We start from the raw sequence: 21,280 nt of genomic DNA, 5'->3' as shown, positions 1-21,280 counted from the left end.
ACAAATAGAAGGAAAGATGCTCACCGCTTTAATTATTTGATCACAAACTTTGTCTGGCTGAAACCTTCTTTTGATTTTTTCACTTCCAGGATGGCTGGTATCGCCGCTTTCAGTTCTTGGACATGGGAAATGACGCCAATCATGCGCCCTGATTTTTGCAAGTCAATCAGTGTATCAATTGATTTGTTCAACGATTCATCGTCCAATGACCCGAATCCTTCGTCGATAAACATCGTATCGATCGCCACATTGCCCTGGAAACTCTGGATCACATCAGCCATCCCCAGTGCCAGGCACAGAGAGGCATTGAATTTCTCGCCGCCGGATAAAGTTTTCACATCGCGCGTTTGCCCTGTGTAAGCGTCGTATACATCCAGGCCAAGGCCGCTTTGCTTGCCGCGGGCTTCCTGGCGGTCGCTGCGCATCAAGTAAAACTGGCCATTTGACAGGTTTTTCAGCCGTTCGTTTGCTGACTGGATAATCTGTTCCAAATACTCAATCTGTAAATAGCGCTCGAACGAAATCTTCAAGTCGTTTTGGCCCCGAATCATGTCGTGCAAGTCCGCAATCCGGTTAAATTGCTGCTCGGCCTGCATCGCTTTTTCAGATGCCGCGATGATGCTGTTCATCAACGCTTCACTTGATTTCCGGAAATCTTGCGACCGGTTCCAGGTATTCAGCGCAGCTTCGTATTCCACCTTCAATTGGCTGAGTTCCGTTTCCAGCAAGCCGATGTCAGATGGAGCCTGCCCGGACAGTTGTTCCTGCAATTCTTTGATTTGTTCTGTCAAGGTATGGCGGTTTTGCTTGAACGCCTGAACGGCTTCTTTCAAGGCCGTGCGCTCCCGTTCCGCGAGCTTCGCCAATTGATACGCTTGTTCTGAAGCAAACTCGGATTTTTGCAGCGCTTCATTCCATTGCTGTTGGGCGTTATCTTTTTTCTGTTCAATTTCTTCGGCTGTAGCGGCTGCATGTTTTACGCTCACCGATGCTTCCGTATATTGCTCTTTTGTTCGTTGAAGCTCTTGCTGGATCTTTTCCCAAAGGCGTTCCAGTTTCCCCTTTTCGGCTTCCGCTTCGGCGATTTTTTCGTTCAACACAGACAACACCCGGACTTCTTCCGGAATGGCCAGCAATCCCTGTTCAAAAACCGCTTTGGCTATGCCGTAGGCAGATGCCGCTTGCTGCACTTGTTCAGTGAGCCCTGCTTTATCGTTTTCCAGTTGGCTAACTTTTGCGTTCTGGGTGCTGAACTTTTCTCTCAAAGCACGCAAATTCTTTTTGTCCGTTTGCAATTCAGCCACTTGCTGCTCCTTTGCAGCTTTTTGTTCTTCGATTTCCCGGTAGTCAGCGTCCGCTTCTGTCGGGTCAAGCCCTATTTTGACCGCTTCTTCCTTTTGGCGCTCCAGCTGCTCAGACAATGCATTCCATGTTGCTGCTGCATTGCGGTACTCGCTGTCCACCCCATCAAGTTGAGCTTTTAACCGGTCAAGCTCCTCTTTGGAAACAGACGGCTGATGGGCTTCAATCGCTTTGTTTGGATGATCCACACTGCCACAGACCGGGCAGGCATCGCCGTCGTGCAGCGCTGCCGCAAGCACTTGAGCTTGATTCGCGAACCAGACAGCTTCCAGTTCGCGGTACTCATTCGCAACTTGTTGGAACGCTCTTTCTTTTTCTTCGTTCGCTTCTTGCTGCCGTAACCATTTTTTCTGAAGGCCGCGCAAATCAGCCAGCACCCGGTATTGTTCGTTTAACGCCTGTAATTTTTCTTGCTGTTCATCAAATGCTTCAAGTTTCCGGTCCAGCGTTTCGATTTTTTCAGCCACCAATTGGCACGCAGCCTTCTCCGTCTCCCACTGGCCAGTTATTGCCTGCAGTTCTTTTTCAGCTTGTGCTGCTGCAGTTTGGAGCTTACGCAACTGGGCTTTTTTGCCATCCAATTCTTCAACCGCCGGCAATAGTTTCCGGAGCTCAATCACTCGCTGGCGCATTTCCTCTCGTTCAATTTCACGCTTTTGTTCCGCCTCAAAAGCGGATTCAGCTTTTGCCAAGTTTTCTTTTGCTGCTTGTTCCGCTTTTAACGCTTTTTCCAAGAGTAGAAGCTTTTCCGCTTTGTCCTTTTCCAGCTCTTTGTAGACATTTTCAATGCCTTCAATGAAACCGGCGCGTTCGGCGTCTTTCAGCTGCTGCTCTTTTTGAGCGATTGCCGGCAGCTGCTGTTCCACTTGTTCAAGGCGCTGCACTTTGTCGTCCAAGTCGCTGAAACGGTCATTCCATTTTTTTGCTTCGTGGAAGGCGTTCATTTTTTCATCGTGCTTATTATAAAGGCTCAAGTAGTATTGCTCGTCCTGCTGCATCTTTTCCTGGTAAAAAGCAGTTTCGCTTTCAAGCCCCGCCACAATTTGATGGACATTGTAATGCTCGCGTTGCAATAGCTCGAATAATTCGGAATCACGTACCGGCAACGCCCCTTTGATATTGCCGACATGGCTGGCCAATCCATGCTGTTCACCTTGGTATGCTTCTTTTGCCGCATCCCTTTTCTGCTTTAAACGTTCTGCAATCATTTTATACGGCTCTGTTTTAAAGATTTTCCGCAGGATTTCTTCTTTATTGTCGGTTTCAGATGTTAAGAGCTTGCGGAATTCGCCTTGGGGCAGCATGACAATCTGGCTGAACTGATTTTGCGTCAGCCCGATGATTTCTTCTACCCGGCGGTTGATTTCCGAAACGATTTGCCGCTCTACACAAGGCACTTCCCCGTCTTTTGTCTTCTCGAAAAATTCATAGCGTTCGCCGGTCGCGCTTTTATTGCCTGTTTTGACATGGCTCATCTGGCGCAGGATCCGGTAGACTTTGTTATGTATTTCGAATTCCATCTCCACGCACGTGTGCGTTCCATCTTCGGCAAAATCGCTTCGCAAATGGCGCGTTTCCGCACGGTCCGAACCACTGGCAGCACCGTACAAGGCAAAGCAGATGCCATCAAAAATCGTCGTTTTCCCGGAACCTGTGCTGCCCGAAATGACGAACAGCTGGTTTCCCTTCAAATCGGCAAAATCAATGGTTTCCGTATGCTTGTAAGGTCCGAAAGCTGTCAATTTCAATTTTAAGGGCTTCATTGTTTTACCCCTTCTTTCTCATCAGATTCTTCGCGCAGGAATTCCTGAAGCACTTCTTTAAAAATCACTTCGGTTTCTTCTGTCGCTTTTTCTCCTTTGACTTCTTCGTAGAAAGCATTAAACAGCACCATCGGATCCATGTTGCGGCGCGATTCCGCCGTGCTCTTGCCACTTGTCTGGCCGAAGCTTTTGCGTTCGACATGCATGGCATTCGGGTAAACCGAACGGATTTTTTCCATCGGATACAAAATCGGCGTTTCATCGAGCAGTTTCACAAAAACATAATCTTCATTGATTTCGTGGCGCAGGATTTCTTCCATAAAACCTTCAACGGTACGCATATCCCGCTTCGGCGTCAGCAATTGTTTTTCAACCGAGATGTTTCCGCTGCCGTCCATTTCAACGATCAAAAATCCTTTTTGGTGGCGCTCTTCCGAAATCGAATATTTGAGCGGCGACCCCGAATAGCGGATTGTTTCATTCAGTACATGGTGCGCCTGGTGCAAATGCCCGAGCGCTGTGTAATGGAATCCCGCAAAGTGGCCAGCTTCCACGTGCTCGGCACCGCCAATTGACAATGGCCGCTCTGAATCACTGGTGTTTTCCTGCTGTTCTCCATGAGGCGTCACAAAGGCATGTCCGACGGCAATATGGCGGGCTTTCGGATTTGATGTTTGTTTTATGTTTTCAACGATGGCTTCTGCTGCATCGTTATGTGAGCGAATGTCCGTATTCCCCAGTGCATAACGAACCTGGGACGGATCGGCATACGGAATCAAATGAATATGCACTTCTCCAAATTCATCGGTCAAGACAACCGGTTCATGTTCTTTTTGAACGTGTCCAGCAATGTGGATGCCGTTCATTTTCATGACCCGGCTCCCGAAATTCAAACGCCCTGGGCTGTCATGGTTTCCAGCTACAGCAAATACCGGCGTCTCGAGTTCCAGCACAATTTTCGCCAGCACTTCGTCCAGCAAATTGACCGCTTCTGTCGGCGGCACTGCACGGTCATACAAATCTCCTGCGATAATGACGGCATCCGGACGCTGTTCTTCGATTGCAGCAACAAATTGTTCTAACACATGGCGCTGTTCTTCAGTCATATAAACACCTTGGACCAGCTTGCCAAGATGCCAGTCGGCGGTATGGAAAAATTTCATGATCATGCTCCTTTCTAGGGCAAAAAGAATATATGTTCGTTCCATTATACACGAAAACAGTTTGCTTGTTTTCTTCATTTTTTAGGATTATAATAAGAACAAACGTTCTATTAAGGGAGTGAAAATTGATGAAAGCACAGATTCTTAAGGCCTTCAAACATCAGCAGCTGATTGACATGATGTACATGGCGAACGACGGCAGCATCAGCAAACGCCGCATTAAAATTTTAAAAGTGAGCGGGGACTCGTTTCAAGCATATTGCTTTCTCCGGAACAAAAAACGCACATTCAAAATAGAAAATGTGCTTTCATTGATTCCGGTGGAACGCAAAGAACGCCAGATCATTTAAAGCCTCTCTGCCCTTTCCGGAGTTGTGATACACTGAAGGAAATGGGTTCAAGGAGGATATGTACATGCGATTAACTGTTTATCTTGCGGGAGAAATTCATAGCACGTGGCGCGATGAGATCAAGAAAAAATCTTTGGCTCTGAACTTGCCGGTCGATTTTGTCGGGCCGATGGAAGACCACGAACGCTCGGACAATATCGGAGAGGAAATTCTAGGCGAGCAGCCAAATGCCGTATTTAAAGACGCGGCCGCTTCCAGCTTCAATAATCTGCGCACCGGTGTGCTGATGCAAAAAGCGGATCTTGTCATCGCCCTTTTCGGCGAACAGTACAAACAATGGAACACCGCGATGGACGCCAGCAGCGCACTTGCATTGGGCAAACCGGTCATCCTGATCCGTCCCGAGAAACTGCACCATCCGCTGAAAGAACTATCGCGCAAAGCAAATGCCACCGTCGAAACTGTCGACCAGGCGATTAAAGCATTGGCGTATATTTTCGATTGATAAAACCCGGCCATCTACAAGGATGGCCGGGTTTTTATGCGGGTTTTTGAAAATACGCTCAGTTAAAGTTAAAATACGCTCTACTACTCGAGAAATACGCTCCATTGTTCTCGAAATACGCCCGGTTAAGGTTAAAATATGCTTCCATCAGAAATTTTTAATAAAACAGACCCTTTTTGCCAATAAAAAAACCCCTCAAGAGGAGGGGTTTCATTGGTACCAGGCACCAACGATCGGATAGTCGAATTTGTCGTTGTTCAATGCGCGGATAATGCCCATGATCGGCACGATGACGGTCATCAAGCCAAACACGATCAGCATTGGAATACCGATGATGAAGATCACTAGGAAACCTGAAATCGTCAACAGCACACCCATCACAACTTGGAACAGCAACGCCTGGATGGACAGTTTTTTCACTTCCGGGTCGCTCGTAATCAGAAATACGATAAACGGCACTAAAAACGGAGCAAAGAACGCACTGGCATGGACAAGTATTTTAAAGCCTGTATTCTCCATTTATTTTCATCTCCAGTCTTTTTCTAATACCTTATTTACGGCTGACTGACCGGAAAGTTTCAGAAGTTCAAAATTATTTTATCCGCAATACGACTTTGCCGAATTGCTTTCCGTTGCCTAAATGATCGAATGCTTCCTGCGCGTGTTCCAAATCGAAGACCCGGTCAACGACAGGATGCGTGCCGTGTTCTTCCATATGGGCAAGCATGGCGCGCAGCTCTTCCCGGCAGCCCATTGTCGAACCGAACAATTGATATTGGCCATAGAAGAAACTGCGAAGATTGAAATCCACGTTGTCGTCGGTTGTAGCGCCAAAAATGACGATGCGCCCGCCTTTTTTCAAAACTTCGAGTGAGCGGTTGAACGTCGCCGCACCGACGCTGTCAATGACAAGGTCGACCGTTTCATCGGACAGCCCCTGCGGCCAGTCGCTGTCATTCGCAATGGCCCGGTCTGCACCAAGCTCAAGAGCATGGTTCCGCTTTTCTTCGCTTCTGGAGCTGACAATGACCCTGGCGCCTGCATTTTTCGCAAACTGAATCAAATACGTTGCCACACCGCTTCCCGCTCCGGGAATAAACAACGTATCGCCTTTCTTTACTTCGCCTTTTGTAAACAGCGCCCGGTAACCGGTCAACCCTGCCAAGGCGAGCGACCCGGCTTCTTCCCACGACAAATGGGCCGGTTTCTTCTCGACTTGCTCTGCAGATAAGGCAATTTTTTCAGCAAATGTGCCGTGGTCGGGCATGCCCAAAATATCAAACTCTGCCGGCGGTGCATCGCTGTTGCCGTACCAGCGAAGCGCCGGATTGATGATCACTTCATCGCCTACTAAAAATCCGCTAACCTTATCTCCGACCGCTTCGATAACCCCAGCTCCGTCCGAACCAATGATGAGCGCTTCCGGGCGGCTGCCATAGCGCTTCGGCAATCCAAGGTCTCGCCGGTTGATGCCTGCGGTTTTCAGCGCGACGACCACTTCGTCCGCTTTTGCTTGTGGTTCTTCCATGTCTCTTACTTTCAATTCTCCAGATTCGATGACAAATGCTTTCATGTGTTCTAACCCCTCCTAGACAAATTGGCCACTGAACAGCTCCAGCTGTTCCATACTGATGATGTCCCTTGAAAACAGCGGAATGAAAATAAGTTCCTGTTTCGGGAATTTTTTGCGGATCAATTCAAGATACTGCTGCTCATGCTTTTTCCTTTCGCGCAGAAACTCCCCATCCGCTTCTTCGGGCAGGACTTTATTGATAATCAGCGTATTTACATGCAAATGATATTTATGCAGCAATTCCAACGCTTTCTGTGTTTCAAGAATCGGCAAACGTTCCGGATTCAAGACGAAAATAAATCCGGTTATTTGTTCATCAAGAAGCACTTCCCGCGCTTTCGAAAATCGCTCCTGCCGTTCCCGAAGCACATCGTAAATCGGATCTTCCCTGGGCTCGCCGTCATTCAGCAAAGCCGTATAGTTTGCGTTCGTTTTGCGCCTTTTTTCGAGCAGGCCTTCAATCCAGACCCCCATCAGTTCCGGCAAGGTCAAGAGCCGGATCGTATGCCCGGTGGGCGCTGTATCAAAGACCAGTTTATCGAAGTTTTGGCGTTCTTCCAAGATGATATGAATCAGCTTATCAAACAATGCCGCTTCGTCAGCCCCCGGGGAAGCCTTCGCCGTATCAAGCTGGCGGTTCACTTCTTCCATCATGCTCGTATGGACGGTGCCTCTGATGTTTTCTTTGACCCCTTTGATGTATTTTTCTGTTTCAATTTCGGGATCGATTTCCAAGGCATACAAATTATCTGCAATTTTTAAGGTCTTGCCACCAATTCGCTGATTGAAAATGTCTCCGACATTATGTGCCGGATCGGTGGAAATCAACAAAGTCTTATGCCCGCTTTTCGCCGATTGCCAGGCGATGGCTGCAGCCGAGGTCGATTTGCCGACGCCCCCTTTGCCGCCCACAAAAATGATGCTTTTTGATAAAACGTCCATTGATTCTCCTCATTTCTTCCTGAACTAACAGCAGCGGATGCCGCTTAAAGGTGATTTTTCCATGCCCATCCTCAGGTGCCAGTCGTGAAATTCCTCGATCATGTATGGATACAGTTCAAGCGTATAATAATAAGCCGGATTGGGGATTCCAAGCATTTCTGAGTACAGCATCAGCAGAAACAAATCATCTTCAGCACGCAATTCCCGTGCAATTTCAGTGCGGTGCGGCAATTCCAAAACTTCCTCGTAATAGGCGATGAGTTTTTTCAGCTTATCGAGCATACCTGCACGCCTCCTTCATATGTATAAAGAGAGGGATCATATAAAGATGATCCCTCCCGCCCTTTTAATCCAGATCGATTTCCGATATTCCTGCATCCCGCGGATTCATCAACGCCTGAATCGCTGTCAGGATAATCCACAGTGTAAAGACGAAAATGATGGCTCCGAAAACAAACAGCAAGGTATTCGGGGAATCTGCGTACCAAGCCCATTGCAGGAAGACCTGCTGGAACATTGCCCAAAGCGTCATGAACATCAGGAAGATCATCGGGATGATGGTGACCGCATAATTTCTTCCGAGTTTTTTCAGCCAAATGGAAATCAGCAGCAAACTGATGCCGGCAAGCAACTGGTTCGATGTTCCGAACAGCGGCCAGAGCAAGTACCCACCGGAACCGAAGCCGTTCGGCCCTTCCGGGAGCAATACCAGCGCGGCGCTTGCCACAACCGCAATCGTTGTCGCTACATGCTTTTTCTCCAAAGAAGGAACATTGTACTCTACGCCGAGTTCTGAAATGATGTAGCGCATCAAGCGGACAGATGTATCAAGCGTAGTTGCTGCAAACGACACGACAATAATAGATACAATTGTCGCAGCGACGTTTGCGGGGATTAACAGACCTTCCGCCAACTGGGAAGCCCCTTGGATAAATGTCCCAAGACCGGCTCCGCTTGCCGCTTGAAAGCTGCTGTAAGTCGCAAAGAATGCCTCGCGGTTCGGGAAGAACGTGATGACCGCAATAATGGAAACCAAAGCCAAAATCCCTTCTCCTACAGCCCCCAGATAACCGACAAAGCGCGCTTCGGTTTCTTTATCAAGCTGCTTGGAAGAAGTCCCGGACGAGACCAGTCCATGGAATCCGGAAATGGCTCCACAGGCAATAGTGATGAACAGGAGCGGGAACCACGAGACGTCCGCATCCGGATTCGAAATCGGCGCGGTAATCTGCGGGTTGGTGAACAATAGACCGAGATACAAGATGCCAAGCCCGACGATCAATTGATGCGAGTTAATAAAGTCGCGCGGCTGAAGCAGTTTCCACACCGGCAAGGTGGAAGCGATATACACATAGATCATTAAAATGATGATCCAAATGAAGAACGCAGTGGAAATCGCCCCTAAACCAAACAACCCTGCTCCTTCTTCTCCGCCCATATAGCGCACCAAGTCGATTTGCAGGAAATTGACTTGGCTTGAGATGACGGCTGTAATATACATAACCGCCAAGGCGACAAGCGACGGCACCAGCATTTTCTTGTTTCGCTTGTAAACCGCATGGCCAATCCACACGGCAAGCGGAATCTGGATGAACACCGGCAAAACGCTTGCCGGGAAGGAAATGAACAAGTTTGCAATAACCCAGGCAAACACTGCGTTGACCATCAGCACGAGTATTAAAATGATGAAAAGGAATAACACTTTCCCGCGCTGGCCGATCAAGCGGTGCGCCAGTGTGCCGACCGATTGGCCTTTATTGCGGACGGACAGGACGAGCGTACCGAAATCATGGACACCGGCTGCAAAAACGGTTCCGAGAACCACCCATAAAACCGCCGGGAGCCAGCCCCAGTACACCGCAATTGCCGGCCCTAAAATCGGAGCTGCTCCTGCGACCGAAGTGAAATGATGTCCCCACAATACAAATTTATTGGTCGGAACAAAATCCACACCGTCTTTAAACTTATGTGCCGGCGTTACGTAATTCGGATCAAGCTTGAAAATTTTCTCTGCCACAAATTTGGAATAAAAACGGTAACCTAAAATAAAAACAAAAATTCCGATGGCAGCAAGGGCGATAGCATTCAATTGCTTCAACTCCTTCTTGTTTTTTACAAGTCTAAATAAACTTGTAAATCAAGCATAGAAAACATTCAGAATAATGTAAATATTATTAGGAAAAATAGCTTAATCTTTTTACCTGCTGATTTCATAAAGCTTAAGCTTGGTAAAAATCGTTTCCAAAACGGGTACAGCCAGTCCTCGGGTTTTCGCTTCCTGCAGCAGATATCCTTGAAGATGATCCACTTCGATCGGCTGCCCTTTTTCCGCATCCCGCTGCATCGACGATTTCATCTCAGGTGCAAGCGACATGATTTTTGCATACTGCTCTTCGCCAATCGTTTCTTTGATCGGGGCATCAAGTGCATTCATAACCGTAACCAATTCCTGTAATAAGGCGCCAATTGTCCCCTTTCCGCTCTCCAGTTCCCGGACCGGTCCGATCGCTGACTCCATTGAGGCTGTAATCCCGGACATCGCGGTGATAAACAGATACTTATGCCACATATCCTGTACAATGTTTTCGCTTAAGGCGAATTCTGCTTTCGTTCCACTCAATGCTTCTTTCACTTTTAAAATCCGCTCCGTTTCTTCACCGGAACGCTCTCCGTAAACAAGCTGGTGCATCGGACTGGTCTGGATAATTGTTCCGTTGCTGTCAAGCGTGGTTTCAATAAAGCACAGACCGCCAAGCACCTGTTCTTCGCTGAACGCTTGCTCCAGTTCATCAATATGCGCAATGCCGTTCAATAGCGGGAGAATCATACTGCCCTCGCTAACGAATGGGCGGATGTCTTCAATAGCATTCTCCAATTGATACGATTTCACGGTCAGGACAATCAAGTCATAGTGGCCATCTGGATTTTGCACCGTTACCAGTTTTGGTTTTACATGCACATCGCCATGTACACTTTCAACATTCAAGCCGGTTTCTTCCAGCTGCTTTTTACGCCGTTCGCGCACCAGGAACGTCACATCCTGGCCTGTCTCCATAAGCCTTGCTCCAAAATAGCCGCCGATTCCCCCGGCCCCCACTACAAGAATCTTCATTTACTATCCATCCTTTCCTAGCGCCTTCTGTAATGCCAAACGCCGTTGTCCATTTCACGTTCACACTCTCCAGCATGACGCAAATACTCCAAATGAGCCAGTGTTTCGCCTACCGCAAAACGCATTTCATGAACCGTCAATGGCCGGTTGAAAAGCTGCTCACATGCCCCGTAGACCGTAGCAGTTTCACGGAGCACATCCGCCGTTTCTTCGAGCCGTTCAGCATGATGCGTTTTCAGTTCCGCTATCCGGCTGTTGGCGCCGTAAAAGGGTTTGCCGTGAGACGGAATGACAAATTCAGCATCCAGTTCCTTGATTTTATCCAAAGAAGTCAAATACGAAGCCAGCGGATTTTCGTCGCCATGGTACCAGTAAGAAATATTGGGCGAAATTTTCGGCAGGATATGGTCCGCCGAAAGCAAGACATTCTTTTCTCCATTGTAAAAGCACACCATGCCGTCCGAATGGCCGGGCGTAAAAATCACTTCGTATTTATATTTGCCAATCAGCACTGTCTCTCCTTCTTCAAAATAATGATCGATTTTCGGCAGCGGATTGACCAAGGGCTGAAAGTCCGCCGTATTGCCTGCCATTTGCGCCGACTTTTCGTCCGGCACACCCGAAGCTTTGTAATGATCCGGCATCATCTCTAGAAATTCGGACTGCCAAGAAGACAGACCCGAATTGGCATCTGTCTTCGTCATAGAAACTTTCGCTCCTGTTTTTTCCTGCAGCCCGCCGGCATAGCCGAAATGATCCGGGTGATAATGGGTGATCAGCAGGTCCGTTATTTCGCGTTTTCCGATTTGCTGCTCCCACAACCTTCTCGTATAGTCATTGTTCAAGCCGGCATCAATGATGGTCCACCCTGTTCCGCCTTCCGCCATAAAGCAATTCACATGGTTCAGACGGAATGGCAAATCGATCCGGATGGCTTCAATCCCCAGTTGATCAAGCATACAATCCCTTCTTTCCGAAAAGTTACGGTTTCAACACCAGTTTTCCGATGGTTTTTCTGCCTTGCAGTAAGCGATGCACTTCGGCCGCTTCTTCCAACGGATAGGTTCCGCCGATTGTCAGCTTCAAGTCGCCGCTTGCCATATAGCCCAGCAATTCTTTGAAGCTGCTTTGGAACAATTCCGGCTTGCGCATGATCTGCGGCAGGAAAAAGCCGATAACGGATTGATTCTTCCGCATCAATTGGCCAGGGTTGAATGTAGCCTGCTTGCCGCTCGCCGCACCAAAAATCACTAAACGGCCGAATGGAGCCAGGCATTTCACCGTCTGGTTAAACACTTCGCCGCCGACCATTTCAAGGGCAACGTCCACCCCTTTGCCTTCCGTGATTTCCTTCACTTTGTCTACCCAGCCCTCTTCTGTATAGTTCACCAGATGCGTGGCACCCATTGATTTGGCATGTGCCAGTTTTTCGTCCGTGCTTGCTGTCGCAATAATCTTGCCGGCACCGAACAATTTCGCCAACTGAACTGCAATCTGTCCGACCCCGCCGGCAGCCGCATGGATCAATACACTTTCACCCGGCTCTAGGCGCCCCATGGTTTTCAGAATATGGTAGGCACTCAAGCCCTGCAGCGGCAGAGCAACCGCTTGCTCAAAGTCCACACCGTCCGGAACAGGTGTTAAAACCCGTTCGTCCACTGCCACGTATTCGGCATAGCCGTTCGATTCGATCAACGCGACCACCCGGTCCCCTTTTTGGAACCGCTTCACGCCGCTTCCGGTTTCCGCAATGACACCCGCCACTTCAGCTCCCGGTACGTAAGGCAACTTTGTCGGCACTACATACTGGCCTTCGCGTCTAGCTGTGTCGGCGTAATTAACGCCGCTTGCCTTGATTTCAATCAATACTTCGTTTTCAGCGGGTGCCGGTTTCTCCTCATCCGTCCATTGCAGCACTTCCGGTCCTCCGAATTGCTCGAATTTAATGACTTTCATCCTTTTTCCCCCTATGAAATGTATTGTTCTGCTGCCAAAATTTTCTTCGCAATTGCCCGTTTCGAGGCTTTTCCGCCTGCCCGCTGCAGCCGGCTCAATTCACTTGCCACAGCCCGAACGTTATCGTGCAGCCCTTTTTCAGAAGCTGCACCCTGCAACAGTTTCCGTGCTGACATTTCCACTTCCAGCAACGCATCGTCGACCAGCACTTTTGCCAGTTCGATTTTAAAAGCTGCAGCGTCCTTGCCTTGTGATTCAATGGCTTTGGCAGTGCGCAATACCGCAGACTCCACCGCAAACAAAGCGATGCCGATATCCGCCAGCTTCATCAAGGTTTCCTGTTCTTCGCTGAGTGCTGCTCCGTAATTTTTGTAGGCAAGTCCGGCGCATAACAGGAATACCCGTCGCATGGCACGGACCGCTTCTATTTCCCGGGAAATGGGACCGATCGATTCCACTTCCGGTGATCTGATTTCCAAAATCGCCCGTTCGACAGCTTCCGTGAGCGGTGCTTGGCCTTTAGCCGCTGCTTTCAGCAGGTTGCCTGGAACAATCAGGCGGTTGACTTCATTGGTGCCTTCAAAAATCCGGTTGATGCGCGAGTCGCGGTACATCTGCTCAATTTTGTATTCCTTGATAAAACCATAGCCTCCGTGCAATTGCAGTGCCTCGTCAACAGTGAAATCAAGTGTTTCCGAGCCGTATACTTTGCACACCGCGCATTCAGTGGCATACTCCATCATCCGCTTCGCCACAAGACCTGAATCTTCCGCATCGTAAAGACCGGCAAGCGCTTTTTCCAAATAGCCGGCTGTCCGGTATTGCAGCGACTCCGATGCATAGATACGAAGCGCCATATCGGCGATTTTTTCCTGGGTGGCGGTAAAGTCGGCAATGGCTTTGCCAAACTGGCGCCGTTCTTTTGCATACTTCACTGCCAGTTCAAGGCCGTATTTCGCAGCACCCATTGTTGCAGAGCCTAAATTGTAGCGGCCAAGGTTCAATACGTTCAAAGCAATGACATGGCCTTTGCCAATTTCTCCGAGAAGATTTTCAACCGGGACTTCGCAGTCTTCAAAAATGACGGCCCGGGTAGAAGAGCCTTTAATGCCCATTTTCTGTTCTTCCGCTCCAAGCATCAATCCGGGAAATCCTTTTTCCACGATAAATGCCGTAAAGGCTGTACCATCCACTTTTGCATAGACGATAAACGTATCCGAAAAGGCCGCATTCGTAATGAACATCTTCGTGCCATTCAATATGTAATGCGTTCCTGCACTGTTCAGTTTCGCAGTTGTTTCCGCTGCCAAAGCATCCGACCCTGCGTTCGGTTCGGTTAAGCAATAAGCGCCTATAAATTCTCCGGATGCCAGTTTCGGCAAATACTTCTCTTTTTGTTCGGCCGTCCCGAAATAAGTGATCGGCAAAGTCGCGATGCAGGTGTGATTGGACTGCGCGACGCTGTAGCTGCCAGCAGGCCCCAAAGCTTCCCCGACAATGCCTTTGCTGATTTTGTCGAGGCCGAGCCCCCCATATGCTTCCGGGATGCTGTGCGCAAGAAGCCCAAGATCACCTGCTTTTTCAAGCAACTCCTTCACCAGGACAAAATCTTGGCTCTCAATCGCCTCATTATTCGGCCGCACTTCGCTTTCCATAAAGCGCTTGGCCGTTTTGCCGATCAGTTTATGCTCTTCTGTAAAATCTTCCGGTGTAAAGATATTCGCTGCGTCGGTTTCTTCATATAAAAAGCTGCCGCCCCGGTACATTAAGGTTTTAGGTTCCATCTCGTTTCATCCCTTTACTTTTTCTTCGCTGTCACCAATGCATACTGGATCAGGCTTTTGGTAAACTCCCCAAAATGGGCAAAGCGGGCATCTTTTGTTTGCCCCTTTGCATAGCGGTAGTAAATCTGCTGGCAAATGACCGCCAATTTGAAATAAGCAAAGGTCAAGTAGAAGTCGATTGTTGAGACATCCCTTCCACTTTTCTCCGCATAGCGTGCGATAAATTCTTTCCTCGTATAAAACCCTTTCCCTACCGTTACAGGAGCCTTTCCAAAAGCCGTTTTCAAGAGCTCCGGATCATCGGCTTGAATCCAGTAGCTCATCGCTGCTCCCAAATCGGCCAACGGATCGCCAACCGTTGTCATTTCCCAATCGAAAAGGCCCGTGAGCTCCGAAAAATCTGCTGAAAACATTGAATTGTTGAGCTTGAAATCATAATGGATGATGGACGGCTCCTGAGAATCCGGTATGTGCGTGCGCATCCATTCTGCGAGTTCATCCACTTCAGGAATGTCATCTGTTTTCGAGCGTTCATAGCGTCCGATCCAGCCATGGACTTGGCGTTCCATAAACCCTTCCGGCTTCGCCATATCCGCCAGCGCTGTCTTGGTATAGTCGATGGCGTGCAGGTCGACCAGTGTATCCACCATCAATTCGGATATCCTGCGCCCCAGTTCTTCAGTCGGTTCAATGCCTTGCGGAAATTCAGAATCAATGACTACGCCGCGGCGCCGTTCCATGATGAAAAAGCGGCTGCCAATGATGGACTCATCGTAGCAAAAAACAAAAGGTTTTGGCGCTGCCGGAAAAACCGGATAAAGCGTCGATAAGATATTGAATTCCCGTTCCATGTCATGGGCTTTCGGCGCTACCGGCCCGAGCGGCGGACGCCTCAACACCGCTTCCCAATCTCTTATGGTCAATGCATAAGTCAAATTCGAGTGCCCTGCGCCAAACTGACGGATTTCAAGCGGCCCTTCAGGCAGTCCTTCGATATTCTCTTTTAAGAACTGGACAAGCTTGGCTTCATCAAGCTCTTCTCCGGAACGGACAGGGATCGTGTCACTTGTTTTCCCGACCATCGCTCACACCTCTTCCTTATGCATCTCGAGTTTCGCCCGGATGCCGTCTGGAATCCGTTCACTTTTCTGGGAAGAGAAATCGAAATAAACCGCTCCCGCATCGCCTTCCGCGATCAGCTCGCCGCTATTTTCATCGGTGATCCGGTGGCCTATTTTGAAACTGGAATTGCCGATTTTCGCCACATAGGAAGTGATTTTCAAACGCTGATCAAAATAAGCTTGTTTGTAAAACACACAATTCGCAGATATCATAATGACGCTCCATTTATCAATATCCATTTCAAGCCCCAGTTCCCGGAAAAACTCGATCCGCGCTTCTTCCAAATAGATGAAATAACTGATATTGCTGACATGCCCCAACGCGTCGGTTTCACTAAAACGGACTTTTACTGTAATCTCATGCGCCATCGGTTTTCGCCCCTTACTTGTTTTGGAATGCCGGTTTTCTTTTTTCGATAAAGGCTTTTACACCTTCCTGTACATCTTCTGTTTGGAACACTTCTTCGAATAAGCCTGCTTCAAGGTCAGTGCCACGTTCAAGCGGCAATTCCAGTCCTTCATCCACTGCTTTTTTGATGCGGGACAAAGCCGGCAGCGAGAATCGGGCAATCCGCTTCGCCATTTTCCGTGCCGCTTCCATTCCTTCTCCGCTGGCCGTTACTTTATTGACCAGACCGATGCGTTCGGCTTCGGTTGCTGTGACCGCTTCACCGGTAAACATCAGCTCTTTCGCTTTTGCTTCCCCTACAAGGCGCGGCAAGCGCTGTGTACCGCCGCCTCCAGGAAACAGGCCAAGCGTAATTTCAGGCAAGCCAATCTGGGCGTGTTCTTCCGCAATCCGGATATCGCAGCACAGCGCCACTTCACAGCCTCCGCCAAAAGTCAGCCCGTTCAGCATGGCAATGACCGGTTTTTCAAAGCGGTCGATTCGATTTAAAATGGCGTGAGTTTCCAGGAATTTCTCTTTCAGGCCCCCTTGGCCGATCAATTGAGGAAACTCTTTGATGTCGGCCCCCGCCGCAAAAATTTTGCTTCCTTGCCCCGTCACAATGACTGCATTCACTTCAGGCTCTGTTCCCAATTCGCCGAACACTCTATCCAGTTCCTTGAATACTTGATTGCTGATGACGTTCATTGGCGGATTGTTGATGGTCACTACCGCATAGCCATCCGTTTTTTCTACATTCAATACTGCTGTCATGGCGTTTTCACCTCTTTTTTTGGATAGTCATAAAAACCTTTCCCGGTTTTTCGTCCCAATTCCCCTGCCTTCACTTTTTCTTCAATGGCTGAGGAAGGCTTGTCCTTCGGATCACCGGTTTCTGCATACTGTTGCTGCATCACATAATACGCTACATCGATTCCGGATAAATCCATCAATTCAAACGGCCCAATTGGATGCCGGAGCGCTTTTTTGACAATCAAATCAATTTCTTTGTAATCCGCGACGCCTTCTTCGTATAGATGCATCGCTTCTTTTTGCAAGGCGCCTAAAATCCGGTTGGCAACAAAGCCTGAAATTTCTTTTCGCAGCAATAAGCCGGTGCGGTTGATCCGCTGGCATAATTCCAAGGAAATTTGCGCGGTTTCTTCTGACGTCTGTTCACTCATGACCACCTCGACGCAGTCCATCACAAGCGGCGGAAAAAAGAAATGCATATTGCATACTTTTTCAGGACGGCTGGTCACTTCTGCGAGAAGCGAATTGACGATGGTCGAGCTGTTCGTCGCAAGAATGGTATGCTGCGGTGTGATCTTGTCCAATTTCCTAAAAATCTCACGCTTTACATCCAACTTCTCCACGACCGCTTCAATTACATAATCAGCATCACCTGCCGCCTTTTCCAAATCACTCGTAAACTGCAGCAAATTGAACGCCGCCGTTTTCTCCATATCGGTAATTTTCTTTTTCACTACCCACTGGTCCATCAGCATTTCCAAGCTGCTTTGTGCTTTAGCAAGCGCTTCTTTATCCACATCGTAAAGTGCCGTATGGATGCCGCCAAGTGCACCGAGCATAGCAATCTGATGCCCCATTTGCCCTGCTCCGATTACTGCCATTTTCTGAATTGGAAAGTCGTTCACTGCTGTTCGCCTCCTAGATTAAGTGATGCCGTTTAAAATCATATCGCTGTAAATCTTCGCTAATTGCTTTGCGGTTATGCCTCCCGTCGGATTGAACCACTGGTAACTCCAGTTCGTTACTCCGAGGACAGCAAAAGCCACCATGCCAGGCGGCAAATCACTGCGGAACTCCCCTGCTTTAATGCCATCCGAGATGAGCTTTTCGATATTCAAGCGGAATTGCTCCCGCTTTCTTTTAACTTCCTTGGAATTTTCAGGAGTCAGGTGCCGCATTTCCCTGAAAAATACCCGCCCGCTCGGACCGTGGTCCTGAATATCGCCAATCAGCAGCTCCACAATCGCCTGTAGTTTCTGCTGATTGCCCGAAACCGTTTCCTGAATGCCTTTCTGCCTTTCAAGCAAGTCATCGATATAGTTGGAATGGATGTCCATCAACAGCTGTTCTTTGCTTGGAAAGTAATAATAGAAAGTTCCTTTTGTGACGCCGAGCGCTTCGACAATATCCTGGATAGAAGTTCCGCTAAAACCTTTTTGTTCGAATAGGCTAATGCTTTGCTGCTTGATTTTTGCTTTCATGCCAATTCCCCGCTATTCTTTATCCCGCTTTGATGGTCAGCAGGATTTTCGCTTTAACAAGCCAAAATCAACTGACCGCAAAAGTCCGGTTGGTTCAACTAACAGCCGGTGCGGCAAAACTGCGCTGGCTGAAGCTTCTCTTGATCCCGCTTTAAATAGCGTGCATCCCGCCGTCCACAATGACGACATCTCCTGTCACATAATCCGACGCTTTGGATGCCAGGAACAAGGCGGCGCCTTTCAAGTCTTCATCTGTTCCAAAACGCTTTAATGGCGTTTGTTCAAGGAACCGGTCCCGGCCTTGTTCAATGAGCACTTTCGACATTTTCGTCGGGAAGAATCCAGGCGCCAATGCGTTGACGTTTATATTGAACTGGCCCCATTTCGCGGCTAAGTCTTTTGTGAATGTAATAACAGCGCCTTTGCTGGTATTGTAGCCAATTGTATCCATCAGCTGCGGGTCGATTCCTCCGAGCCCGGCGACCGAAGCGATGTTGATGATTTTCCCGCTTTTTTGGCGGATCATCGTTTCCCCAACTTCCCGGCTCATCAGAAATGTTCCAGTGACGTTGACTTCCATGACTTTATGCCATGCTTCCAACGGCATATCGAGAACCGGGGCTCCCCATGTGGCACCCGAATTGTTGACGAGAATATCAATTGTGCCGAACTCTTCCAAGGTTTTTTGGATGACACGTTTTACGTCTTCCGGATTTGTCACGTCACAAGCTAAAGCCAGGGATTTCACACCTTTTTGCTTCAGCTGTTCACTGATTTCTTCACATGCCTCCAGCTTCCGGGAGCACACCACTACATTGGCACCCGCTTCCGCAAAACCTTCCGCGATTTGCGCGCCCAAGCCGCGCCCGCCTCCTGTTACAATTGCCGTTTTGCCATCCAACCTGAATAAATCCATAACGTCCATTTTCCATTCCTCCATCCGATTGCTATTCTACATACTAACTAGTTGGTATGTTCAGAATACTTAAACATTATGTTAACGCTTTCATTTCTAGAATGCAAGATTCGAATAAAGGAATTTTGCCTTTTCCCAAAAAAATGACCGGTGGATTTGAATAGTTTCCAAATCCGCCGGTCATTTTAACTTATTTCTCATCTGATTTTTCACTTTCCTTGTCCGCCTGTTCTCCAGCCTTATCTGCTTTTTTAAAATCATCTTGCAGATGTACTTCTTGGGCCGCTTTCACGTTCAATTCCTTGTCCGCCAGCTTTTCATGCGGTTGTTTTTCTTCTGCCATTCTTACCGCTCCTTCCTGGTTTTAAAGTATACGTATCTTTTCCCATTCCGGAAGAGGCTAAACCTGATTTTCACTCTGGAAGAAACTGATCTATCTGCTTTAAATCCACATTGCCGCCGGATAAAATCACGCCAATTTTTTTGCCTCTCACTTCCAACTTCCCTGACAATACAGCAGCGAGCGCAGTCGCACTCGAGGGTTCAATGAGCTGCTTGGTGCGCTCCAATGTAAATTGAAAAGCTTCTTTGATTTCGTCTTCTGTCACCAATACAAGGTCATCCAAAAACTCCTGCAAAATCGGAAACGTCAATTGGCCCGGCTGCGATGTCCGCAAGCCGTCCGCGATTGTCGTTGTTCCGGAAATCGCAGTGATTTGTTTGTTCTCAAGCGACAAATACGTATCGTTGGCCGTTTCCGGCTCCACTCCTATGACCCGGATATCCGGATTGAGCTCTTTTACCGCCGTCAGGATGCCGCTGATCAATCCCCCGCCGCCGACAGGAACGACGATGATTTCGATGTCCGGCACTTGTTCGAGCAACTCAAGGCCAATGGTTCCCTGCCCAGCGATGACAAGCGGATGGTCATATGGCGGGATGTAGACGCCTTCGTTTTCTTCTGCCAGCTGCTTGGCTTTTGGAATCCTGTCTGCGGAAGTCAAGCCGCAGTAAACAATCTTCCCGTTGTAGGCTTTGATCGCTGCCACTTTTGCGCGGTTCGCATCTTCCGGCACCACAATCGTTGCCGGCACGCCAAGCTGATCTGCAATATAGGCGACCGCTTGCCCGTGGTTGCCGGAAGAGGCAGCTGTAATAAATTGCGCGCCTTCCTGAATTGCCTGCTTGACTGCATTTGTTGCCCCCCGTATTTTAAACGAACCGGTTTTCTGCAGATGCTCCGCCTTCAAATAAACTTCATTGCCGGTCCGTTCGTTTAAAAGACCAGATGTTAAAACCGGCGTCTTATGGACAAGCCTTGAAATTTGCTGCTGTGCTTTTTTTACTTCGCCCAAATTCACCAAGCCGCACCTCCTTTATTTGCCCTTAGTTTAGCATATCCAAATTAAATTATAAGATTTTTCAGTTTTAATCCACCTAGTTATCCGGGTACACCTTAAAAGAAGAGTGCTGTAAAATAAGAAGCTGGGTATGCTGTTTGAGAGGAGAAGTGACATGTTAAAACGATTGGTTATTACAGGATATAAACAACATGAACTGGGAATATTCGATGATAAGCATCCAGGTGTCCGGTTCATCAAAAAAGCGCTTGAAAACCGTCTGCGCGTTTTGCTCGATGAAGGGTTGGAATGGGTCATCATCAGCGGCCAGCTTGGTGTCGAGACCTGGGCTGCAGAAGTGGTGCTGGATTTGCAGGAAGAATTTCCGCAATTGAAATACGCGGTCCTTACCCCTTTTCTCGAACAGGAAAAGAAATGGAACGAAGCCAAGCAGGAAAAGTACCAAATGATTTTAGAACAGGCCGATTTTCACCGCAGTTTAACCAACCGGCCTTACGAAGCCCCTTGGCAGTTTATCGAGAAGAATAAATTCTTCCTGCGCAATTCCGACGGCATGCTCATCATATACGATGAAGAAACAGAAGGTTCGCCTAAATTCACGAAACGGGAAGCCGACCTTTATGCCGAAAAGAATGAGTATCAAGTGTTAACCATTACAGCCGATGATTTGCGGGTTGTGGCGGAAGAAGAACAGTTGAATGATTGGGAACAGTAAATCACATCCTTTTTTGAAATTGTTGAACTCCTCTG

General features: G+C 48.4%; 22 protein-coding genes. 3 read left to right on the top strand and 19 right to left on the bottom strand.

The window, feature by feature from the left end; genetic code table 11:
• Positions 1–32: 32 nt before the first annotated feature.
• Together HU147_RS06610 and HU147_RS06605 are read right to left on the bottom strand one after the other, a co-directional pair.
• Positions 33–3,125 (bottom strand): SbcC/MukB-like Walker B domain-containing protein, encoded by a 3,093-nt coding sequence (locus HU147_RS06610; RefSeq protein WP_224075503.1) that lies wholly within the window; start codon positions 3,123–3,125, stop codon positions 33–35.
• Positions 3,122–4,288 (bottom strand): exonuclease SbcCD subunit D, encoded by a 1,167-nt coding sequence (locus HU147_RS06605; RefSeq protein ID WP_224075502.1) that lies wholly within the window; start codon positions 4,286–4,288, stop codon positions 3,122–3,124. The genes HU147_RS06610 and HU147_RS06605 overlap by 4 nt, the downstream gene beginning before the upstream one ends.
• Positions 4,289–4,416: 128 nt before the next feature.
• Here HU147_RS06605 and HU147_RS06600 point away from each other — a divergent pair, with 128 nt between their 5' ends.
• Both HU147_RS06600 and HU147_RS06595 read left to right on the top strand, forming a co-directional pair.
• A complete protein-coding gene (locus HU147_RS06600) occupies positions 4,417–4,638 on the top strand; it encodes a transcriptional regulator (RefSeq protein ID WP_224075501.1) in 222 nt (73 codons plus the stop codon).
• Positions 4,639–4,702: 64 nt separating this feature from the next.
• Positions 4,703–5,143 carry a YtoQ family protein gene (locus HU147_RS06595; protein WP_224075500.1) on the top strand — a complete coding sequence of 147 codons (441 nt, stop codon included), beginning with the start codon at positions 4,703–4,705 and terminating at the stop codon, positions 5,141–5,143.
• Positions 5,144–5,353: 210 nt separating this feature from the next.
• Here the strand turns inward: HU147_RS06595 and HU147_RS06590 are convergent, their stop codons facing one another.
• The 17 genes from HU147_RS06590 to HU147_RS06510 all read right to left on the bottom strand — a co-directional run bounded on the left by HU147_RS06590 (position 5,354) and on the right by HU147_RS06510 (position 20,533).
• Entirely contained in the window at positions 5,354–5,662 is a 309-nt protein-coding gene (locus HU147_RS06590) for a DUF4870 domain-containing protein (RefSeq protein WP_224075499.1), read from the bottom strand.
• Between the two features lie 73 nt (positions 5,663–5,735).
• A complete protein-coding gene (locus HU147_RS06585) occupies positions 5,736–6,716 on the bottom strand; it encodes a zinc-binding dehydrogenase (RefSeq protein WP_224075498.1) in 981 nt (326 codons plus the stop codon).
• A 15-nt stretch (positions 6,717–6,731) separates the two neighbouring features.
• Positions 6,732–7,658, bottom strand: coding sequence for an ArsA family ATPase (locus HU147_RS06580; protein WP_224075497.1), 927 nt, complete (start codon positions 7,656–7,658; stop codon positions 6,732–6,734).
• Positions 7,659–7,682: 24 nt separating this feature from the next.
• A complete protein-coding gene (locus tag HU147_RS06575) occupies positions 7,683–7,940 on the bottom strand; it encodes a cory-CC-star protein (RefSeq protein WP_036810625.1) in 258 nt (85 codons plus the stop codon).
• 64 nt (positions 7,941–8,004) lie between these two features.
• Entirely contained in the window at positions 8,005–9,747 is a 1,743-nt protein-coding gene (locus HU147_RS06570; protein ID WP_224075496.1) for a carbon starvation CstA family protein, read from the bottom strand.
• A 108-nt stretch (positions 9,748–9,855) separates the two neighbouring features.
• Positions 9,856–10,770, bottom strand: coding sequence for a ketopantoate reductase family protein (locus tag HU147_RS06565; protein ID WP_224075495.1), 915 nt, complete (start codon positions 10,768–10,770; stop codon positions 9,856–9,858).
• 17 nt (positions 10,771–10,787) lie between these two features.
• Positions 10,788–11,729 (bottom strand): MBL fold metallo-hydrolase, encoded by a 942-nt coding sequence (locus HU147_RS06560; protein ID WP_224075494.1) that lies wholly within the window; start codon positions 11,727–11,729, stop codon positions 10,788–10,790.
• Positions 11,730–11,751: 22 nt separating this feature from the next.
• Positions 11,752–12,726 carry a quinone oxidoreductase family protein gene (locus tag HU147_RS06555; protein WP_224075493.1) on the bottom strand — a complete coding sequence of 325 codons (975 nt, stop codon included), beginning with the start codon at positions 12,724–12,726 and terminating at the stop codon, positions 11,752–11,754.
• 11 nt (positions 12,727–12,737) lie between these two features.
• Complete coding sequence (locus HU147_RS06550; protein WP_224075492.1) at positions 12,738–14,510, bottom strand: acyl-CoA dehydrogenase family protein; 1,773 nt, start codon at positions 14,508–14,510, stop codon at positions 12,738–12,740.
• Positions 14,511–14,524: 14 nt separating this feature from the next.
• Entirely contained in the window at positions 14,525–15,592 is a 1,068-nt protein-coding gene (locus tag HU147_RS06545) for a phosphotransferase family protein (protein ID WP_224075491.1), read from the bottom strand.
• A gap of 3 nt (positions 15,593–15,595) precedes the next feature.
• Positions 15,596–16,000, bottom strand: coding sequence for an acyl-CoA thioesterase (locus HU147_RS06540; RefSeq protein ID WP_224075490.1), 405 nt, complete (start codon positions 15,998–16,000; stop codon positions 15,596–15,598).
• Positions 16,001–16,013: 13 nt separating this feature from the next.
• Positions 16,014–16,793 carry an enoyl-CoA hydratase gene (locus tag HU147_RS06535; protein WP_224075489.1) on the bottom strand — a complete coding sequence of 260 codons (780 nt, stop codon included), beginning with the start codon at positions 16,791–16,793 and terminating at the stop codon, positions 16,014–16,016.
• Positions 16,790–17,677 carry a 3-hydroxyacyl-CoA dehydrogenase family protein gene (locus HU147_RS06530; protein ID WP_224075488.1) on the bottom strand — a complete coding sequence of 296 codons (888 nt, stop codon included), beginning with the start codon at positions 17,675–17,677 and terminating at the stop codon, positions 16,790–16,792. Before HU147_RS06530 ends, HU147_RS06535 begins: the two co-directional genes overlap by 4 nt.
• A gap of 18 nt (positions 17,678–17,695) precedes the next feature.
• Positions 17,696–18,253, bottom strand: a complete 558-nt coding sequence (locus HU147_RS06525; protein WP_224075487.1) for a TetR/AcrR family transcriptional regulator — start codon at positions 18,251–18,253, stop codon at positions 17,696–17,698.
• A gap of 151 nt (positions 18,254–18,404) precedes the next feature.
• The gene (locus tag HU147_RS06520) at positions 18,405–19,178 is read right to left on the bottom strand and encodes an SDR family oxidoreductase (protein ID WP_176294422.1); all 774 of its coding nucleotides are present in this window, start codon (positions 19,176–19,178) and stop codon (positions 18,405–18,407) included.
• 181 nt (positions 19,179–19,359) lie between these two features.
• Positions 19,360–19,512, bottom strand: coding sequence for a YfhE family protein (locus HU147_RS06515; RefSeq protein WP_224075486.1), 153 nt, complete (start codon positions 19,510–19,512; stop codon positions 19,360–19,362).
• 70 nt (positions 19,513–19,582) lie between these two features.
• Positions 19,583–20,533: a threonine/serine dehydratase gene (locus HU147_RS06510; protein ID WP_224075485.1), complete on the bottom strand. Its 951-nt coding sequence runs from the start codon at positions 20,531–20,533 to the stop codon at positions 19,583–19,585.
• 151 nt (positions 20,534–20,684) lie between these two features.
• On the opposite strand from HU147_RS06510, the gene HU147_RS06505 reads away from it, so the two are divergent.
• Positions 20,685–21,245, top strand: coding sequence for an SLOG family protein (locus tag HU147_RS06505; protein ID WP_224075484.1), 561 nt, complete (start codon positions 20,685–20,687; stop codon positions 21,243–21,245).
• The last annotated feature ends 35 nt before the right edge of the window (positions 21,246–21,280 follow it).

The organism is Planococcus chinensis (assembly GCF_020071995.1).
Classification (GTDB): domain Bacteria; phylum Bacillota; class Bacilli; order Bacillales_A; family Planococcaceae; genus Planococcus; species Planococcus chinensis_A.
The sequence above is the reverse complement of the archived record's forward strand: the minus strand, read 5'-3'. Positions and strand labels throughout refer to the sequence as shown.

What these genes read in the sequence shown, in the direction of transcription:
- HU147_RS06610 (WP_224075503.1), bottom strand. Translation starts at nt 3,125, where the DNA reads ATGAAGCCCTTAAAATTGAAATTGACAGCTTTCGGACCTTACAAGCAT.
- HU147_RS06605 (WP_224075502.1), bottom strand. Translation starts at nt 4,288, where the DNA reads ATGAAATTTTTCCATACCGCCGACTGGCATCTTGGCAAGCTGGTCCAA.
- HU147_RS06600 (WP_224075501.1), top strand. Translation starts at nt 4,417, where the DNA reads ATGAAAGCACAGATTCTTAAGGCCTTCAAACATCAGCAGCTGATTGAC.
- HU147_RS06595 (WP_224075500.1), top strand. Translation starts at nt 4,703, where the DNA reads ATGCGATTAACTGTTTATCTTGCGGGAGAAATTCATAGCACGTGGCGC.
- HU147_RS06590 (WP_224075499.1), bottom strand. Translation starts at nt 5,662, where the DNA reads ATGGAGAATACAGGCTTTAAAATACTTGTCCATGCCAGTGCGTTCTTT.
- HU147_RS06585 (WP_224075498.1), bottom strand. Translation starts at nt 6,716, where the DNA reads ATGAAAGCATTTGTCATCGAATCTGGAGAATTGAAAGTAAGAGACATG.
- HU147_RS06580 (WP_224075497.1), bottom strand. Translation starts at nt 7,658, where the DNA reads ATGGACGTTTTATCAAAAAGCATCATTTTTGTGGGCGGCAAAGGGGGC.
- HU147_RS06575 (WP_036810625.1), bottom strand. Translation starts at nt 7,940, where the DNA reads ATGCTCGATAAGCTGAAAAAACTCATCGCCTATTACGAGGAAGTTTTG.
- HU147_RS06565 (WP_224075495.1), bottom strand. Translation starts at nt 10,770, where the DNA reads ATGAAGATTCTTGTAGTGGGGGCCGGGGGAATCGGCGGCTATTTTGGA.
- HU147_RS06560 (WP_224075494.1), bottom strand. Translation starts at nt 11,729, where the DNA reads ATGCTTGATCAACTGGGGATTGAAGCCATCCGGATCGATTTGCCATTC.
- HU147_RS06555 (WP_224075493.1), bottom strand. Translation starts at nt 12,726, where the DNA reads ATGAAAGTCATTAAATTCGAGCAATTCGGAGGACCGGAAGTGCTGCAA.
- HU147_RS06550 (WP_224075492.1), bottom strand. Translation starts at nt 14,510, where the DNA reads ATGGAACCTAAAACCTTAATGTACCGGGGCGGCAGCTTTTTATATGAA.
- HU147_RS06545 (WP_224075491.1), bottom strand. Translation starts at nt 15,592, where the DNA reads ATGGTCGGGAAAACAAGTGACACGATCCCTGTCCGTTCCGGAGAAGAG.
- HU147_RS06540 (WP_224075490.1), bottom strand. Translation starts at nt 16,000, where the DNA reads ATGGCGCATGAGATTACAGTAAAAGTCCGTTTTAGTGAAACCGACGCG.
- HU147_RS06535 (WP_224075489.1), bottom strand. Translation starts at nt 16,793, where the DNA reads ATGACAGCAGTATTGAATGTAGAAAAAACGGATGGCTATGCGGTAGTG.
- HU147_RS06525 (WP_224075487.1), bottom strand. Translation starts at nt 18,253, where the DNA reads ATGAAAGCAAAAATCAAGCAGCAAAGCATTAGCCTATTCGAACAAAAA.
- HU147_RS06520 (WP_176294422.1), bottom strand. Translation starts at nt 19,178, where the DNA reads ATGGACGTTATGGATTTATTCAGGTTGGATGGCAAAACGGCAATTGTA.
- HU147_RS06515 (WP_224075486.1), bottom strand. Translation starts at nt 19,512, where the DNA reads ATGGCAGAAGAAAAACAACCGCATGAAAAGCTGGCGGACAAGGAATTG.
- HU147_RS06505 (WP_224075484.1), top strand. Translation starts at nt 20,685, where the DNA reads ATGTTAAAACGATTGGTTATTACAGGATATAAACAACATGAACTGGGA.